The sequence below is a fragment of the Xenorhabdus sp. TS4 genome, assembly GCF_014467265.1.
GTDB lineage: Bacteria > Pseudomonadota > Gammaproteobacteria > Enterobacterales > Enterobacteriaceae > Xenorhabdus > Xenorhabdus ehlersii.
This window is the reverse complement of sequence record NZ_NKHQ01000081.1, coordinates 136,490-156,390: the sequence shown is the minus strand read 5'-3', so window position 1 is coordinate 156,390 and position 19,901 is coordinate 136,490. Positions and strand designations below refer to the sequence as shown.

4 protein-coding genes are annotated in these 19,901 nt (G+C 47.5%); all 4 read right to left on the bottom strand.

What is annotated here, in order from left to right; genetic code table 11:
* Positions 1-22: 22 nt before the first annotated feature.
* The 4 genes from Xets_RS17940 to Xets_RS17925 are packed head-to-tail and all read right to left on the bottom strand — an operon-like array spanning position 23 to position 19,891.
* Complete coding sequence (locus Xets_RS17940; RefSeq protein ID WP_255430681.1) at positions 23-826, bottom strand: thioesterase II family protein; 804 nt, start codon at positions 824-826, stop codon at positions 23-25.
* Complete coding sequence (locus Xets_RS17935) at positions 826-1,923, bottom strand: Gfo/Idh/MocA family oxidoreductase (RefSeq protein WP_187652250.1); 1,098 nt, start codon at positions 1,921-1,923, stop codon at positions 826-828. Before Xets_RS17935 ends, Xets_RS17940 begins: the two co-directional genes overlap by 1 nt.
* Positions 1,920-13,778: a non-ribosomal peptide synthetase/type I polyketide synthase gene (locus Xets_RS17930; RefSeq protein ID WP_187652249.1), complete on the bottom strand. Its 11,859-nt coding sequence runs from the start codon at positions 13,776-13,778 to the stop codon at positions 1,920-1,922. Before Xets_RS17930 ends, Xets_RS17935 begins: the two co-directional genes overlap by 4 nt.
* Positions 13,775-19,891: a non-ribosomal peptide synthetase gene (locus tag Xets_RS17925; protein WP_187652248.1), complete on the bottom strand. Its 6,117-nt coding sequence runs from the start codon at positions 19,889-19,891 to the stop codon at positions 13,775-13,777. Before Xets_RS17925 ends, Xets_RS17930 begins: the two co-directional genes overlap by 4 nt.
* Positions 19,892-19,901 lie beyond the last annotated feature (10 nt).

The following is a 19,901-nucleotide window of genomic DNA, read 5'->3' as shown; positions in this document are numbered from 1 at the left end:
TCTGGGATAGAAAAAGGTGCCATTATGCGAACTCCTTTGAATAAACATATTGCATAAATTGGGTAACGTGACGAATAAAATTCTGTGGTTTTTGTGTAATGTAAAAATGATCGCCGGTAATCTCTTGGCAGCAATAAGCAAGATTTTGCTTATCACTTGCAAGCCAATGATGCCATTGCTGAACTTCCAGAGCGGAAGCCTCTTTGTCTGCGTTGCCATAAAGCAACAATGTGGGTGTTTGTAGTTTTACTGAATCAGGCTGAATAGCGTGGTAATAGTGCTCTGTAGCAAAAAAATCGGCCCGTAACATGGGTAAAAACAGTGCAAGTAGTTCAGGATCTTCTTGTAAAATCGGGCTGCAACCACCGATATCAATCAGTTGTTCAATGAATTCATGATCAGGCAATCCACTCAGTTGGCGGTGGGATTGAAGGTGGGGGGCATGACATCCCGAAAGTACTAGTGCCTTGGGGGCACAGTTATGTTGTTCAAGGTGTCGGCAGGTTTCAAAAGCGACCTGAGCTCCCATACTGTGGCCGGCCAGTATCAGGTTTTCTCTCTGTGCGGGAGTCAATGATCTGATCACATCAGCGAGTGACTGAGCCAATGGCGTAATGCTGGTAACAGCATGTTCATTCATACGGCTGTCCCGTCCGGGGTAAATCACCAGGGAAACGGCAATACCTGAATCTTCCAATGTGGACCAGTTCCGAAATGCACTGGTACTGCTCCCGGCAAAGGGGCAGATTAGCAGCGTATATTTAGGTTTGCTGTGAGTCGTCAAGCATGGACGAATCATCGGATGTACAGGAAGTTCCCACGTCATCAGCATACTTCCTTGGTTAGCATCAATTGAGCTGGATCAATCCAGACTGGGGATTGTAAATCCTGAGTAACAGGCTCTCCCATCATACGTAAAATTTGTTGCCACAAGCCTGCCAGCCGCAATTGGTAGTCGTAGCTAAAAGCAGGGGGGCAAAGTGCGCCATTCAATACCGAACTCAAGGTATTTAGTAGCAATGCCACACCTTCGGCACCATCACATTCAAATGCTGTCATCCAGTTTTGAGTTGCCGGACAAAGAACATGTGATGTTGCCTGATGCAGATAAGCGCCTTCCGGCTGGCCAGCATTCAGGTAAAGGCTTTGTTCATTATTTAGATGATCTGGCGCATGAAGAACCGGTGTCCAGATAACCGGTCCATAGCTGGCTTCCTGCGTAAGATAACCGGCCGGCCAGATCAGCGTCATTTTATGCATAACCAGGTTATGCATATCGGGATCTCTGGGGTCCAGATAGGATTGAATGTCTAACGTTATTGTTGTTCCCGCAAAGCTGAGTTCAAAGCAATGAAATACGCTACTCCGTTGGCCCACATAGGTTATCTCAATCTGTTCCGGGCAATGACAGGCCTGTAACAACAGATCAAGTGCGGAAAAGAGCAATTGGCGGCTGGTTGTCAGATAGCCACTTACCGGACGTTGTTGTGATAATTTATTGATTTGATGAGCTGCATGTAACCAACTTCTGCCAGCATAGCATTGGCTGTAAAAGCTGTTTACCCAAAACATAACGTTATGCTTGTTAGCTGTTGACTGGTGTCTTTTGATCGCTTCTGCATCAAGAGGGTGCTCCTGAATGACAGAAATACCACGTGCCAATAATGCTTGGGTTAATTGGTCGCCTTTGCCACCAATTACTTCTGCACGTATGACCACACAGGCAATATCGATATCATCCGGCAATTCATCCAGTGAGCGGAATAGGGGCACATTGAAATCGCGGGCAAGCTGCTGTGAACGAGGGCTTCCTTGCGCTAAGATCCCGACCAGTTCCAGATCTGACTGAGACTGTAGAAACGCATTAAGATACAGTTCGCCAAATTTCGAACCGACAATCAGAACCCGCCGTGGCTTTATCATATGTTCTCCTTAACAGGCTTAACAGTTGGGACTGAACTCAGGATGTTTTTCAGACACGCAACCAGAGAGCCGACATATTTGTGTTGGAATAGGCTGTAATGATCACCATCAAGTTGTGTCACATTGACTGGCCCAAAAGCCTGCCAACCAAGATCAGTTGAGGTGATTGTTGTTGGATCAAGGTAATCCATAAAATCAGGCAATGCCTGCTTTGCCCGGATAAGGCAGAAAGGTTGTGAAGTCTGTGGTGGACAATAGTCAAGCAATGCCCGCAGATTATGCTGCCATACGGCATAAAGCTCAGTCAGTGAGCTATCAATCTGTGCAGATTGCGGTAAGGCTTTGTGCAGCGCTTGCAGGAAGGTTTCAGTGTTTGCTGCGATAACACTGTTATCCAGTTCCAGCCCAGGGAATTGTCCCTGTAAATCGAGCAGGAAATGACGATGACAGAATGCATTATCCAGCGTCAGATCCGGGCGCACATTCGGCGCGAAACTATCAATCAGGATGCAATGGGAAACATTTTCACCGGCAGCGCGTAATTGATGAGCCATTTCATAGGCTACTAATCCGCCAAAAGACCAGCCTGCCAGCGCGTAAGGTCCTTTAGGTTGGAAGTTGCGGATTTGGCCGATGTAATCAGCAGCCAGCTCACCGACAGAAGGTTTGTCGGTGTTCATGCTCTCTGGCGAAAATGCCAGGCCAATCATGCGTTGGACACCCCAATTGGCTGCTAAATGACGATATCCCAACAGATGCCCACCAATTGGATGGACGATAAACAAGGCTGATTGTTCGAAGGTAGATTGTTCTAAGGTAAATTGTTCTAAGGTAGATTGTTTTAAAGTAGATTGTTTTAAAGTAGATTGTTCAATGTTTCCCTTGTTCAGTATCACGCTTTGGTAAGCATTTTCTGGTTGATGCTCAATAAATTCTGCCAATGAATGTACGGTATCGTAAGCCTGCAACAGGCTGAGTGGGTATTGGCGATTAAATGTCTGATTGATTTGCACCATTAATCGCACCGCTGCCAGAGAATCCCCACCAAGGGTAAAGAAACTCTCATGCACGTTAATATTTTGTTGCTCTAGTACTGATTCCCAAAGGTTTAGTACTGTTTGTCCTGTCGCGCTGAGAGTCACCGATGGTATTGCATCACCTTCTGGCGCTTTTTCAACCAGAGTAATCAATGTACGTTTGTCGATTTTACCGTTGTCAGATACGGGTATTGTATCGAGAATAATAAATCGCTGTGGGCACATCCAAACTGGCAAGGTTTGCTGCAACCAATGAGGTAATATCGGTAACAGTTCGGTAGATACTGGCGCAGTATCGGTCAAACGTAAGCCTGCGACGAGTTGCAATGCACCGTTTGACGTTGTATGTGCAAATACTATCGCTTGTTGTATATCAGGGTGTTCACATAAGCGATGCTCGATTTCCCCCAGTTCAATCCGGTAGCCACGAATTTTAATCTGGTGATCATTGCGCCCCAAAAATTCAATATTACCGTCTGGGCGCCAGCGACCTAAATCACCTGTGCGGTAAAGCCGCTCACCTGTTTGGGGATGGATGATAAATGCTTGTTCCGTTTTTTCTGCATCAGCCCAATAACCTAATGCGAGTCCTTGTCCGCCAATATAAAGCTCGCCAGTTACCCAGACCGGACAAGGTGACAGTGCTGAATTAAGCACATAGAAAGCCTGATTAGCCAAGGGCTTGCCATAGGGAATGCTGCGCCAATTAGGATCGACGTGGGCGATAGGATAAGCAATAGACCATATTGATGCTTCAGTTGCGCCACCCAAACTGAGCAGGTTAAGCACAGGGTGAAGGGCATACAATTTTGTTGGCAAATGGGGTGGTATCCAATCACCACTCATCAATACCCAGCGCAGGCTATTCAGGGAATGAGGATAACTGCGAGCATACTCTTCAAGCAGTTGCACAAATGCAGGTACGGAGTTCCAAACAGTAACCGATTCTTGTTGTAACCATGTCAGTAGTTTGTCAGGCTGCCGAGTGTCACCAGGAGCAGGAATAACCAGTTTTGCCCCACCGCTCAACGTGCCGAAGAGGTCATAAACGGAAAGATCGAATGTTAACTCTGATATTGCCAGCACGCTATCGTGCTCATTGAGTGCAATGCGTTGGTTAATATCCAGAATAGTGTTGGCTGCGCTCTGATGGTCTATCATTACGCCTTTTGGTTTTCCGGTGGAGCCGGAGGTGAAGATAACATAGGCTAAATCCTCTGGGCGTACAGATAAATGTTGCTCTTCGGTTACGGGTAAGTTATTAAGCAATGTCTCATCCAGAGAGATGAGGTGTACATGTTCAGGCCAACTCATCTGTTGAGCAAACTTAGGTTGCGTCAGTACGGTATTCACTTCTCCTGATGCCAATAGCTGATGGATCCGCTGTTGCGGATAACTGGCATCAATAGGCAGATAAGCCCGTCCTGCTAATAAAATCGCAATAACTGCGACAACCTGTTCCCAGCCTTTTTCCATTACCACACCAATCAGGGATGAAGCCTGATTTTCCTGTGCTTGCAGATGAGCAGCCAGCGTCAGGCTTTGTGACCATAAAGTGCGATAGTCGATCTGACGAGAGGTATCGACCACAGCGGTACGTTGGGGATAACGATTGACTGCTTGTTCAATTAGTGAGCAAAGGGTGTGTGATGGAAAAACGTTTTTTGTCGCATTACTGTTCTGGCATAAAGCGCGATCATTTGTTGGCAGCCAGTCAGGAAGCGGAGTGCTCCATTGGTAATTCGGTTCGAGCACGGCAACAACACAAGCTTGATAATGGGCAAACATGTTTTCTGCAACTTGGGGTTGGAACAGTTGTGGCAAGATCGCCCATTGTATGGTGACACCACCTTCTGCGCCGGAAATTAACATACAGTCGAGATAAACATGGGGAGTTTGCGCACCAAAGAGATTGAGTGTTCCCAACCCTGATGGCCCTTTGCCTGCTGTACCGGTTGTATCGTTGAATACAATCGGCATACCGGCGTTTAGGTTGTGGCGGTGTTGATTTTTCTCCCTGAGTACCAATTGTCCGTCAAACAGCGCATGTTGAAGATCGGCCAGCCATTGCCGTTGTATCCGGCTTATAGCATCACTGAAACCGGTGATATTGCGTAGATCCACTTCCAGCAAGGATGTGGTAGACAGATTGCCGACTAATATATCGCAATATTGTGGCATTAACAGGCGGTTACCATGCAGAACATTGATTGTAAAATGCTCGTTGTTGCTCCACACAGATAAAACTTGGGCAAATAGGGTTAGCATCACTTGTGAAGGCGATACTCGGTATTCTGCTGCACGCTGTTGTAAACGCTGCCATTGTTGTGGGCTGATATATCCGGTCAGGCACTGTTGATCGAGTTGCTGTGACTGGTGATCTTGCAGTGGTAACACCGGAGCATCAGGCAACGAAGGTAAGCGATCAAGCCAGTATTGCCGGCTTTGTTGCCAGGCTTCTCCCGTTTTCTCATTCTCCAGTGCCTGAATATAGTCGCCAATGGTTGCTGCCGGTGGCTCTGGTTGCCAGCTAGGTTCCTGATACCAATGGTGTAAATCGCGCAAGATTAACGTCAGACTCTTACCATCCGCGACTAACAGGTCGATAGTTAAATGCAATAAATGCGCCCGATCATCGGTATGGTACAGGGTTAAATCAAACAGCGGCCAGTTATCGCTGGGAACGCCTTGAGTACGTAGCGTGTCGCGGGCATGATTCAGTTGTACTTCGCGTTCATTTGGCATCATGTCACGACAATCAATGATTGTTGGTGTATAGCAGGGAACCTCCGGCAAAATATGATATTGCCCATCCTTCACATAACCGCGTAATTGCGCATGATGGTTTATTACACGGTTCCAGGCGGCGGTAAAACGAGGCAGATCAAGCCCATTGATAGCCAGTTCAGCATAGAAATGAGCGATACCGTTACCAAATTGGAACAGTTGGCTTTCTCCCAACCAATAAGCGTATTGCAGCGCAGTAAGTGGCAAAATTTGCTCGGATGCCGGTTCAGTTTGATGCGGTATCGCAAGTGTCGTTGAACTGGTCTCGGCGACCCGCAGAGTACGGCAAAATTCACTCAACTTAGGGTGTTCGAAGAGCTGTTGCAGATTTGCTTGTTCGTAACCTTGGCGACGTAGTTGCACCACCATTCGGGTGGCAATCAGGCTGTCACCGCCACTTTGGAAAAAGTCACTGTGACGCTGTATTGACTGAGGCAGCAGTGAACTCCAGAGAGCAATGACTTGTTGTTCAATATCATGAAATTGATCATTTTCTGTTTCTGGTTGCTCAGTTTCCGTGATTAACGGTTGTGCTATGTTCTCTTTCGCTGTCGCTATCAACGGTAATTGCTCTTGCTGTTGAATATGCAATGAGTAAGGCAAGGTGGAAAATTGTGCTGCTATTTCACTGATATTAAGCCGCGCTTGTTGTTCAGCCCGTGCCAGGATCAGTTGTTGATGCAGTTCTGGCCCGTTTTGTCCCGGCCATTCCAATGAAACCCGATAACCGGATTGCGTCAGGCACTTCCGCCAGTCCGCAAGTTCCATCAATGCACTATTACTGTCACCGCGATCATCAACCCAGGCGTTAATACCTTCAATAAATCCGACGCTGGCGAGTTGCATGGCACTTTCGCGTTTGGTTGATTCAATAATCAGCAACCATCCCCCGGTTTTCAGTAACCGAGACAGGCGTCGCAGGGTATTTTTCAGATGGATTGCATCATGTAATACGTTAACTGCCATAATCAGGTCATAACCGGATTCTGGGTGCTGGCTAAAATCAATACGCTGGTTAATATCGAACAGGGCAAATTTTACGGTTTCGTCGTAGTGACTGAGTAACTGGCGTGCATCATCCAGGAATAGCGGTGAAACATCAGTAAAGTGGTAGCTTTGAATGGCCTGTGCATTGTGTGCCAGTACCTTCTGTGAGGTTGCTCCGGTTCCTGCACCAACTTCCAGTACAGCGAAATGTTCGGATGTCTGGCTCAATTGCCGAACAATTTCAGCAGCAGCCTGGTTCAGGCAACGTAATGCGGGATTCTCACTGTAGAGGCTGGCTGTGATTTGTTTATCGGCGAACAGCAGTTCCAATGCATTGCCACGTCCGGCAAGCAGGGTGTTATGTTGTTCGATACAGGTTGTGACATAACGACTGATGGTTTGACACCACACTGCATTATCCAGTTTTGCTGTAGGGGCCGGAACATGATTAAGCGGTTGCAGACAGCGGTATCCGTCAGCGGTTTTTTCAATAAATCCCTGGTTATTGAATAAGGTCAGCCATTGGGTAAGCAGGCGTTGATACTGTGGTGCCAGTTGTAAGCGTTGTTCAATCTCTTCACGAGAGTGATATTGTTGTACAGCAGTGAATAAGTTATGGCGCAGTAAAGTCTGGCTCAGGCCAAATAATGCCTGTTGCTCAATATGTTGCCAAGAGCGCTCAAACACTTGTTGTTCTGCCAAGGTCGGTAGCGGTAAGGTATCAGTGTTGATAACTCGTGGTTCTGGCAGTGATAATGACAAATTATCTTCTGCAACCAACCATAGGTTGTAACCTTGAGTATCGTCCTGACGTGGCTGAATTTCTGCCAGCCGTATTTCAGGCTTAGCACGCAGATATTGTTCGGCTTGATGTAATTCAGGGTGTTGCGGCCAGAAATCATAACGCATGTAAGTAGTCGGCGGCGTATGAAGGTCATAATACTCCATACGTTCAGGCTGGTGGCAAATTTGCATTAACAACGCGTTATAAGCGGCAAACAGTGACGCAATGACACCTGCCTCTAGCACATCATTCATGCAATACCAGTTGAACAGCAGATCACCATCGACTTCCATAACCTGATGATCTAACCAGACTTGCGGCGTCTGGCTCAGAACAAAGACCGGATCGCCCAGTAATTGGGTGATGGATTGTTTGATAGCAACACCTTCTTGTGTCATCCCTAACATACTGGTGAAAACGACCGGTGTCAGCGGCTGCCTGTTTTGGGTTTCGCCATTTTGTTGGCGGCCAAGTTCCCGCAATACTTCGACGCCATTAACATGACTATGGCTCAACCGTTGCCAGAGCAAAGCCTGCGTTTTTTCCATGCTGGCACGTAGGGACGTTGTCTTGCGTAAATCAAAATCCATCAACATAACCGAGGTAAAATCACCAATCAGTTCTTGCACTTCTGGATGGAAAGGTTGCCGATTAAAGAATGTCAGGTTGAGAGTAAATAGTGGATGACGGCTGTACCATTCAAGGGTATGGGCAAACAGCGTCAACAGGCCAGCGGAAGGTGTTACTCCCCATTTTTTCCAGCCTTGTTTAAGACGTTGCCAGTCAGATTGTGCCAAGCGACCTTCATAAGTCGTGAATTGTGGCTGGTTACGTTGTGGCAGTTGTGGATTCAACGGTAATCTTGGCGCCGGAGGTAATGAAAGGAGTTGTTCCTGCCAGTATGCCCATGATGCCCGCCACTCTTTACTTTCACGTTGCGCTTGTTCTGCCATCACATAATCGCGGAAAGTAAATGCTTGTGGGGCCAGAGGTTGTTGATGATAAGCAAGTTGTAGATCGTCCATCATGATCCGGAAACTCTGTACATCAAACTGCAACAGATCCAGGTTCATATGTAAGCGACAGCGTTCATTCGGTAGCAGTGATACAGAAACTTCAAACAGCGGCCACTGTTCTGCTGGTGGTACTTGGTAGGAGAGGGTATGACGACGCTGAGCCAAAGCCTGTTCGCAGGCCGTATTATTCAGTGTCCGCAAATCATCCTGAGATAGAACATACCACGGCGTTTCCGGCAAAATCCTTTGTTGCCCATCTTCATCTACTATCATGCGTAACATGCCATGACGTTGAATCAACGCATTCCATGCCTGCTCAAAACGCGGGATATCAAAACTATCCAGAGCCAGATCCCATTCAAATAAGACGTGACAAGCGACACCACCAAAATCAATGGCCTGTGTACGACCAATCCAGTAAGCGTGCTGAATGGGTGTCAGGGGAAATGGTGTGTGACGCTGGGAACTGTCAACAATCATCTCAGGTTGGGAAGAGACAACAGGTTGTTCAGGCAGGGCATTCCCAACGAGTGTATTAAGCCCCTCTAGCGTCATATTTTGATAAGCCAATCCAGCGGTTAATCTAAAGCCAAATTGTTGGTGGATGGCCGCGTTCAACTCCAGAAATAGCAGGGAATCCAAACCAAATTGCAATAAATCTTGTTGTGGCTCTAAACGTTCCGGCTGTTCCAGACGCAATAATGTTGCGACACGCTGACGCAACCAGTTAAGCCGTTGTTCACTGTCCTGAAACAGCGTGTTATCGGTAGAAAGTGAAGATGTCGATTTCGCAACGACTATATTGGGAACGGCTATATTGGGAACATCAGCCTGTAGGCGTCGCATAATATCAGGATGATGATCATCTAACCGCATTGCCAGATAGCAAGGTGATGTGGTGTACAGAGATTGATTGAGATGCCAGATACCTTCATTTGTACTGAATGGTAACATGCCATCTTGCGCTAGCTTTTCCACTAATCGTCGGTCGCTGGCCATACCAATGCCACCCCAAACCCCCCAAACCCATGTTTTAACCATCAATTGATTTGGTGCTGTCAGCGCTAAAGATTCCAAACAAGCGTTGGCGACTGCATAAGCACCTTGCCCTTGGGCACCTAACATTGATGCGGCAGAAGCGTGAAGCAGCAGATATTGTGCATTATGCTGTTGGAGCGCAGCTTGCAACGCCGATGCGCTGTGCGCTTTGACGGTTAATACCTGTGACAGGTGTTGACGCTCAAGTTTTGCCAGTGGGGTATGGTCAGCAATGCCTGCGGTATGGATCGCGCCAGCAATACAATCCTCTTGTGCCAGCGATTGCACTGCATTTAGCAAGGCTGGTGTATCAGTGACATCAAGGTTAATCCAACGTATTTCACATTCGCTATTCAGTGACAATGCTTGCACAAAAGTATCCCAATCTGCCTTTTTGCGGCGGGCAAACACGGCGATCTTACGTGCACCTTGGGCTAGCAACCAACGGATGGAAATGCGACCGATACCGCCCATACCCCCCGTAATAATGTGCCAACCCTGATGAGGAATGAGTATCGGCTGCTGTGATAAGGGTAATGACTGGCGCTGTAAAACAGGTACAGCGATTTGATTTCCGCGCACTCTCAGCCAGCGATTGTATCCAGAATGGCGTTCATGATTTTGTGTATCCAGATAGCCAAGCGCTAATGATACAGCGTCAGTATCGTTGATATCAGCGATATCAATCGCCTGGATGCGACGATGGGAGTACTCTTCAACCGCGACACGCAGTAACGCCCAGATAGCGTATTGAGCGGGGTTGATATCCTCTTTTAATAAGGTGGATTCTGGTTGGGCGCCGCAGGTTACGACGGTTAAAGGTGTTGTTTCATCGCGTTTTAGTTCACGAATAACTTGATCACATAATTCAGTAATATCATTGCCTTCAAGCAGTAATAACGTATTTTCGCTTTCAGGCTGTAAATGAATTCCTGCCTGACGCCAATGATTAATTATCTCGTCATTTTCTGTTGAGGTGCGAAGAGTATAGGTCGTTGAAGATTTCTGTGTATCTGTGGTGTTTATTGTGCGCCAATGCAAGACATAATGAGTATCAGGGCATGGTTGTGGTGCAGGAAGCCATGCTTTTGTCATCGATTGAGATACCACTGATTGACGAGGCAGATCAGCACGATCACTCAACAGAGCGAATAAACGCTCGCCAGCATAGATCAGTGCCGGAAAAGTTGCGAATAAACTCGCTTCCAATAACCGGCGTTTAGCATAAGGCAAGGCACGGTAAGGACGATATATTTTACTTACCGTTGGACCGGAAACCTCCTGGTAATAACCTTGCTGAACACAGTGGATTAATAACTGTTCCAGCAAAGGACGCCAGCAGGGTTGTAGCCGACCAGCCCGAATCGTGTCGATGGCACTGAAACCTTGTTCAGCATCACGTCCATGACATTGATATATCAATGCGTCGGTATACAATGCCCGCAATATTAGCGCATCGGGATTTTGTTCAATGGCCGGATCGAGCAGGGAATTAACATCAAGCTCAGCGTGGATATTGGCTAAAGGTTGCTCGGTTTTATTTATAGGTAATCCGGTTACAGAGAAACTGTAATGCTGCTCATCAAATGGATAGAGTGGCGCATGGCATTTTACTCCGGTGAACGGGAAAAGAGGCGGCCAATCAAGATGTGCACCGGCACAATAAAGTTGCATGAGAGCCGTTTGCTGAGCTGCCTCTGGGGAGCCTTGACGATATACACTCGCAACCCAGGTTTCCTGCGGCAGACTGACACGTCGTCCGATCCCTGTTAGCTGTGCATCAGCCCCAAACTCCATGAACAATGTAACACCTTGTTGGCGGGCAAATTCAATGGCTTGATGATAACGAACAGTGTGGCGCATATGGTGACACCAGTAATCTGGTGAACCTAATTGCTCATAATCTGCAAGATTGGCTGTTAAGGTGGAAATTAGCGGAATTTCTCCTGATGCAGGTTGTAACCGACGGCAATACAGGGAAAATGTTTCCAGAACAGGCTCAAGCATGACGGAATGTGCTGCACAGGCAACATTAAGGCGCTGGCAACGAATCTGCTGCTGTTCCAGACGTTGTGCCAGGATATCAATTTCTGCCTCTGTACCGGCCCAAACCCAGTGTTGCGGGCCATTGCAAACCGCCAGATCCAATGCCAGTGAATGGGTAAAAGGAAGAATATCATCTTCGTTGGCAAAGACCGCCAGCATTGCTCCCCCTTGGGAACAGCTTTGCATTAGTTTGCCTCGTACTGCGACCAGTGGCATTACCTGTTCAGGTGTGAAGATGCCGGCAATAACGGCAGCCGCGAATTCACCGACGGAATGCCCCAGTACATAATCGGGTTTTAGCCCAAGTGCACGCCAATGCGCTGCCAACGCAATTTGATGTGCCACAATAGCCGGTTGTGCATATTCGGTGGTCGATAATGCGGCATCATGTTCTCCGAACATGACTGCTTTTAGTGGCAGTGCTAATTCGGAAGCACAGGCCGCACAGCAACGATCTAACATGGCGGAGAAAACCGGAGAACTCGCATACATGGCTTTTCCCATGCCAGACCATTGACACCCCTGACCACTGAATTGCCACAGTTGCTTGTTTTCGCTCTTGGCTTGCCCGCTAAAAATGTTTGGTGTTGGCATATTGTCCGCAAAAGCGGATAGGCTGGCAGTATTTTTCTCAATATCTTGTGGTGATATTGTCAGCGCTAAGCGCCAGGGCAGGGAAAGATCACGTCCCTGCAATGTAGTCCAGGCCAGATCGGCATAATGTTCTGGGGCATTATTGAGTGCCGTCGCGTAGCGTTGCGCCAATTGACGTAATGAGGATTCAGAAGCAGCAGAGAGCAGCAACGGCGCTGTTGGTGAATGATTAACGTGGCGACGATGTAATTCTGTTGGCAATGATTGCACCACAATATGACAGTTGGTGCCGCCAATACCGAATGAAGAAACACCGGCGGTACGCAATTCTTGCGTCCAATGTTGTCCTTGTGTTGCCAGTCTGAATGGGCTTTCTTGCAGCCGTAATGCCGGATTGGGTTGTTGTACATTGATCGTTGGAGGAATGTAACCATGCCAAACGGACAGAACCGCTTTGATCAAACTGGCAATGCCTGCGGCAGTATCGAGATGGCCGATGTTGCTTTTCACTGAGCCAAGGTAACAAGGCGGTACTGACACACTACGCTCAGAAAATACAGTGCGTAACGCGTCAACTTCTATGGGATCACCAAGGGGTGTCCCCGTACCATGTGCTTCAATCATGCCGACATCATCAATGCTGACATCTGCCAGTTGTAATGCTTCGCTAATAACACGGCGTTGACCATTCACTGAAGGTGCAGTAAAGCCAACTTTTTCGTTGCCATCGTTATTAATTGCACTGCCACGTAACACGGCCATGATGGGATCGCCATCGCGTAAGGCATCACTCAGACGTTTCAGTGCGACAACACCAACACCATTGCCGCCATAGGTGCCATTTGCTTGACTATCAAAGGGACGACAATGCCCATCAGGTGAAAAGATCATCCCTGGTTGATACAAGTAACCGCTTTCTTGTGGGAAAGAAACCGCCACACCACCGGCTAAGGCCATGTCACACTCACCGGAACGCAGGTTCTCGCAAGCCATATGCACGGCAACCAGTGAACTTGAACAGGCCGTTTGGACGGTGAGTGCAGGACCTTTCAGATTTAATTTATAGGCGGTACGAGTCGCAAGATAATCTTTATCGTTACTCATTAACGCCTGTAACCCTTTAACCTTGCCAACATCGGTCATGGCAAACTGTGACCATGAAGGCCAGGTACTGATCCGGCTGCTCCCGAAGACACCGGTTTTCAGGGGGACATGGCGCGGTGCATAACCGGCATGTTCAAGCGCATGCCAGGCTGTTTGCAGGAATAGACGCTGCTGAGGATCGAGCATTTCTGCTTCCTGACGCGAATAACCAAACAGCGTGGCGTCAAATTGTTCCGCGTTCTCCAGTATTGCAGCCTGATTAACAAAGTTTTCACTATCAATGACTTCAGGAGGAATACCCGCATCCAATAATGTTTGACGGGACAGTGACGTTGTACACTCAACGCCATGTTGCAGGTTATGCCAAAACGTATCGCTATCTGGTGCCTGCGGAAAACGGCAGGCAAGACCAATCACTGCGATGGGATCACAATTATCGTAGTGAGGCGCTAAATTAGTCATTGTACAGCTCCTTTATGACGTTTTTCCCGTTGTTGTAGACGCTTTTGTTGTTGACGTTGACGAAGGGTAATTGACTGGCTATTTCCGTTTTGAGCCTCTTTTCGGCAACGCAAACTGAGCGTCTTTGGTGTTGGATAAGCGAATAAATCAGTAACAGCAAGATGCTGGAAACCTGCATGTTGTAATTTGTTATGCAGTTGGATTAGCTGTAGTGAGCTGGCTCCTGCCTCAAAGAAGTTTTGTTGTGCATGTATCGGATGATTGGTTACAGATAAAAACAGGTGTTGAATTTCATTGCATGTTTCACTGCATACTTGCGGTTCGGATCCTTCTAAGCGCGGTGATGATGTAATAGTCACCGCAGGATTATCTGTACCTTTCACGCTTTGCTGACGTGGCATCAGTTGCTCCAACTCTGAATGCCAGCTTTCCGGTTGTGCAGCAAGGGTGCGCAATAGCGCCATATAGCTGTTGAACATGCTTTGCAACTGATGTGGCGCAAATAATTCTTCGACTGCATCCCAGTTCAGGCAAAGTTCATCGTCAGATTCGTAAACCTGATGATCCAGCCAGATTTGTGGCGTTTGCGAGATACCCCAAACCGGTTTCATCCATGATGAACGTGAAAGGAACTGTCCTTCATGGGTTCCCAACGCACTGGTGAAAACGACTGGCATAACGGCAGCATCGGGACCACGGCGCTGTGCTAGTTCACGCATCACTCTGATCGCTGAAATATGGCGGTGATCCAGATCTTGCCATAGCTGTTGTTGCAGCTGACGGGCACTTGATAACCAATTTTTCTTCGGATGCCAAGCCAGTAGTGACAGTGAAGTGAAATCACCCAGAATATGTTTAATGTCCTCATGCCAGTGTGGGCGATCGAACAGGGTAAGATTAAGAGTTAACTCCGGTTTGGTACTGAATGCGGACAGAACGGCTGCATAAGCGGCAATCAAGAGCGCAGAAGGCGTTATTTGCTGGGAGGCAGCCTGTTGTTTTAATTGATCCCATTCATGTGCAGATAACCGATCGCTATAACGCACAAAATGCGGAGATTGAACACGTTCTGGTGCAATACGCAATGGTAATTGCGGAGCCAGTGGTAGTGTCTTCACTTGCTCTTGCCAGTATTGCAATGAATTCTGGTGTACTGGCATTTGTTGCTGGCGTAACACACAATCCCGGAATGTCACGTTCAGTGGTGGTAATGCGTGCTGTTCGTTGAGATATAGCTGCTCTAATTCAGCCAGCAATATCTGCATACTTAATCCGTCTAATAGCAGGTTATCCAGGCTGACAAATAGTCGGGAGACAAGGCTGTTGTCTTGTGCAAGTTGGAAATCGAACACCGGCCAGCGACTGACATCCAATACTTGATGTGACAGACGTTCGCGTAAGGTGTCTGCCTCAGTAATATCAGCAAATCGGTGTTGTTTAACAGAGAAGACGGGAACATCTTGCAATATCTGTTGTTGCCCATTAATCACAACAGTCCTCAGCATAGGATGACGTTGGATCAAACGATTTAACACTCGATTCAGGCGCTGAACATCTAACTGTTCTATCCGGTATTCGATAAAGAAATGTGCACCAATGCCACTCAGAGCAAAACCAGCATGGCGTCCGACCAGATAAGCTTGCTGAACTTCAGTTAATGGGAAAGGCTGATATTCATCTTGCTCTTCCGGTATGGAATAGGCTTTTGATGAAGTTGTGGACAAAGAAGTCAGTGTTGAAGCAAACGCCGCCAATTGCGGGTTACGGAAAAGATGACCATGTTCGCCTTTGAAGCCTTGTTGTGTTAGTTCACCAATCAAACGAGTAGCTAAAAGACTGTCACCGCCAAGTTGGAAAAAGTCGCTGTTACGGCCCAATTGCTCAGTATTCAGCAGGCGTTGCCAAATATCGGCAACGGTTTGTTCCACCGTATTTAGCAGGGTCATTTCAGGCTGAGACGTCGCTGTGTCTGTTTTTGTGGCGAACTGAAGAGATTGTGACAGTGCCTTGCGGTCAATTTTGCCGTTAGGTGTTAGAGGCAGACGCGGAATAACGTGTAAGCGCTGTGGGATCATATATCCTGGCAAATGTTGTGCCAGAGCGGATTTAATTTTTTCCCGATCAGGCTTGGTGACGTTGTCACTTGTTTGCATCAACAACACACTCAGATTACCGATGGTAACCGGAGTTTCCGTTTGCAATGGAAGAAGAGATAACCACTCTGACGCAGAGCGTAACTGAATACCTTGAGGTGAGAGCAACTCAGCCGTAATCAGGGAGATAGAGGATGCTTGTTGCAACTCCATTGCTAATACCAACGCACCCGGTTGTGCCAGTGGAAGCAATACTTTGATGCAACTTGTTGGGTCTTCCTCGCGGTGTAATACATTGTTTAACAGGATGATATCTGCCTGATACTGTAGCGATTCAGGTTTATTTTTCTCAGACCAATAGTGTACTGATGCATGAGTATAGCCACTTAACCTTGTTTGCATCTGATTAATCAGGGCCTGAGAACGTTCAAAGCCGATATAAGACAGATGTTGGTCAGTAATATGTTCTGCCAGCCATTGAGCGCAGAGACCACTGCGGGCATCGAACTCCATCAAAGTAACGGGGCGTTGTAACCGCTGGGAAAGGGCAAGGATGACGTGTTTCAATCCTGCCAACCATTGCTGGGTTTCTGGTTGGGCAAAGAGCTGTTGTTCCGGTGCGAATTGCGGATCATCAAGTAATGTGACGGCTGTCTGTTGTCCGGTAAGAATATTACGCAACGTAGAATGCCAGCGTGCAGGAACGCATTTTGCTTCATTATTGTATGCGGTGGATGGCAATACAGCTTGATAGACATGATGTGCAGGTTCAGCCAATAAATTGCATCGGCAAAGATACGCCAGCATCCGGGCAAACCAGAGATGGTATTCCGGCTCAGCTTGATAGTGTTTCAGACAATCGGAGAGCGATTGAGGTGAAATAAATGTAATGCCGTAACGAGACAGGTGTTCAAGCAGAAATAGCGCAACTTCGTCATCATGTTTATGATTGTTATTGGTTATAGCCTGCATTGCAGGGAACAGATCACGATAGTTTGTTGGTAATTGTGGCGCACGATTTATGCGTTGGCACAAAGTATCGCCTTCCAACTCCAGAAATGCCACCAGGGATTTCTCTTTTTCACCATGGGTTAAGGCAACGCCTTTACTGATACCGGTTACTTGATTGAGGGCAGCATCAATTTCTCCCAGTTCAATTCGGTAACCACCAATTTTCACCTGGCTATCACGGCGCCCCATAAATTCGAGCCAGCCTTCGGGGTGATAACAACCCAGATCACCAGTGCGATACCAACGTTCTCCTTGATCAATGACAAATTGGGCTGCCGTGCGTTCTTCATCATTAAAATAGCCTAGCGCTACACCGGCACCACCAATCCAAAGTTCACCGACAACCCAGTCAGGGCAATCACGGCCATCTTCACCGACTATACGGTAACGCTGATTAGCGAGAGGATAACCATAAGGGATAGAGCGCCACTGTTCGTCAACTTCCTTAACAATATATTCATTTGACCAGATAGCCGCTTCTGTTGCGCCTCCCATTGCACTTAATACGCCATCGGGATTGAACGCACGGTAACGTTCAGGCAGCGACAAACCGATCCAATCTCCGGATAACATCACAGTACGAAGCGTTTTCGGTGCATCAACTTCCATTCCTTCACAATAGGTTAGCAACATATCGAACAGTGCCGGTACACTGTTCCATAACGTAATGTGATGGCGCTCGATCAGCATTTCCCAGGTGGATGGATCGCGGCGTTGTGCTTCATTAATGAATACCAGCGCTCCTCCTGCACTGAGAATGCCAAAAATGTCATAAACAGAGAGGTCGAAATGCAGGGCAGAGAGTGCCAGTAAACGGTCATGACTTTGAACTTGATGACGGCGATTGATGTCCAGACAGGTATTCAATGCGCTTTGGTGGCTAATCACCACACCTTTTGGCATTCCGGTTGAACCAGAGGTATAAATGATATAAGCCGGATCAGTCACTGCGCGCTTAGCCATGTGAGTTAAGGGCAGTAATTGCTCATCCTGATGCCAGGAAATGCAATGTATATCCTGTGACCAAGTATTCTGCTGCTTAGGATCAATGATAACGACATTGATTCCGGCACTTTCACAGATAGCCCGACGTCGGCCTAGTGGCTGATCCACGGGAACCGGAACATAAACACCGCCAGCATAAAGTACAGCGAGTACAGCGACAATTTGTCCGATGCCTTTTTCCATGCTAATGGCGACGCGATCTCCCGGTATAACCGGCATTTTTTGCAGTACGGCGGCTAATCGGCGGGCTGCCAGGCTGAGTTCGCCATAACTTATTTGTTCATGATGAGTAATTAAAGCGATAGCATTTGGGGTGCGTTCTGCTTGTGTAAACACTGCCTCATGCAACAAGGCAGTGGGTAACGGTTCAACTGTGTTATTAATTTGGTGTCGCAGACGGTATTGCGACTCAGGCATCAGATCCGGTAACTTTTCGTGCCATTGTGTCGCGTTTGCCGTCAGGTTCTCAATCAATTTCTGATAGGTAGTGAATAGAGTATCCATCAAACCGTCAGGGAAAAGTTCGTCGTTGCTATCCCACTGAATATTCAGGGTGTTTTCATGTTCAAAGGCAACGAAATCCAGCCATACCTGAGGTGTTTGTGATATTCCCCAACTTGGTTTTCCCAGGACATCACGGGTATTCTCACCATATAAAGGCCGGCCTAAATTGCTGGTAAACACAATTGGCGCGCCATGTGGGTGGTTGCCTTGCTTCTTGAGCTCACGCAGAACTTCTACACCAGACCAATGACGGTGTTCGTAAGCTTCGGTAAATGTTGCTTGTGCATTCTGAGCCAGTTGGCAGAACGGTAAATTATCGCCAGGGATGTCCAACAGCAGAATATTGGTAAAATCGGCCAGAATGTTGTCAACCGCGTTATGCAGCGGAGTTCTGTCAAATAGCGTCAGGTTGAACAACAAGCGTGTTGAATTACTCCAGCGACACAATAAAGCGGCAAATGCTGTTGCTAATGCCATCGTTGGCGTAACGCCATTTTGTTGCGCGAGTTGCTTAAAACGTTCCCAATGTTCAGGCGATAAGTGAAAACATCTGCGCTGAACCTGAACATTTTTTATTAGGGAAGGATCCCTGGCCAAAGGAAGCTGGGGGGCAAGTGGCAAAGTATCTAATCGGTTACGCCAGAATACCTCTGCTTCCTGTCGGGCTTGCTTAAATTGAGCCTGATATTGTGTGAGATAACTGCAAAAATCATAGTCAGAAGCAATAGCGGGTAGGCTGCGTTTGGCAATTAATGCCGCCAGTTCGGTAAAGAACAGACTAAAACTGGCGGCATCCATGATCAGCAGATCGATATTGGCATGTAGCCGATGTTGATTATCACCAAACAGGCTAAGTTGAATATCAAACGTTTCTCCTTCTTCAACCCGTAATACGCGATGGCTTAGTTGGTTACGTATGCTGTCCAGCGCTTGGTGCTGTTCATCAACTGAATGATGACGGAGATTGTGAACCGTTAATTTTTTCCAGTAAGCGTTGGTTATGCCTTGCTGACGACCATCCGGCAAAAAACGTACACGCAACATCGGATGCCGTTGAATCAGCATGTGAATAGCCGCTTCCAGTCGTTCAAGGTCCAGCCCAATACCATCAAACTCCTGGTACAGATGACAACCCACTCCTCCCAACGTTTGCTCCGGTGAACGCCCAACAAAATAAGCATGCTGTACTGCCGTTAAAGGGAATGGGCGGGCATCAGCAATCCGTGGCTGTGGCGGTGTATTTTGGGGTGCTGTTTGGGTGACAGGGGCATGGCGTTGCAGAAGCTGACTCCAGGCATGTAGCGTTGGCTTTTGGTAAAGTTCGCGCAGAGTGACACGATGTCCCTGACGTCTAAACTGGTTTAGCAATGCCATGATTTGCATTGAATCCAGCCCATTGCGAATTAAATCGTCATGATCGCCCACCAAAATATTTTTTTGATTAAACAGGTCAGCGATAAGCTGGCGCAGCGAATCAGGAGAGAGAAGGTCCGTGTGCATGAGTAAATCC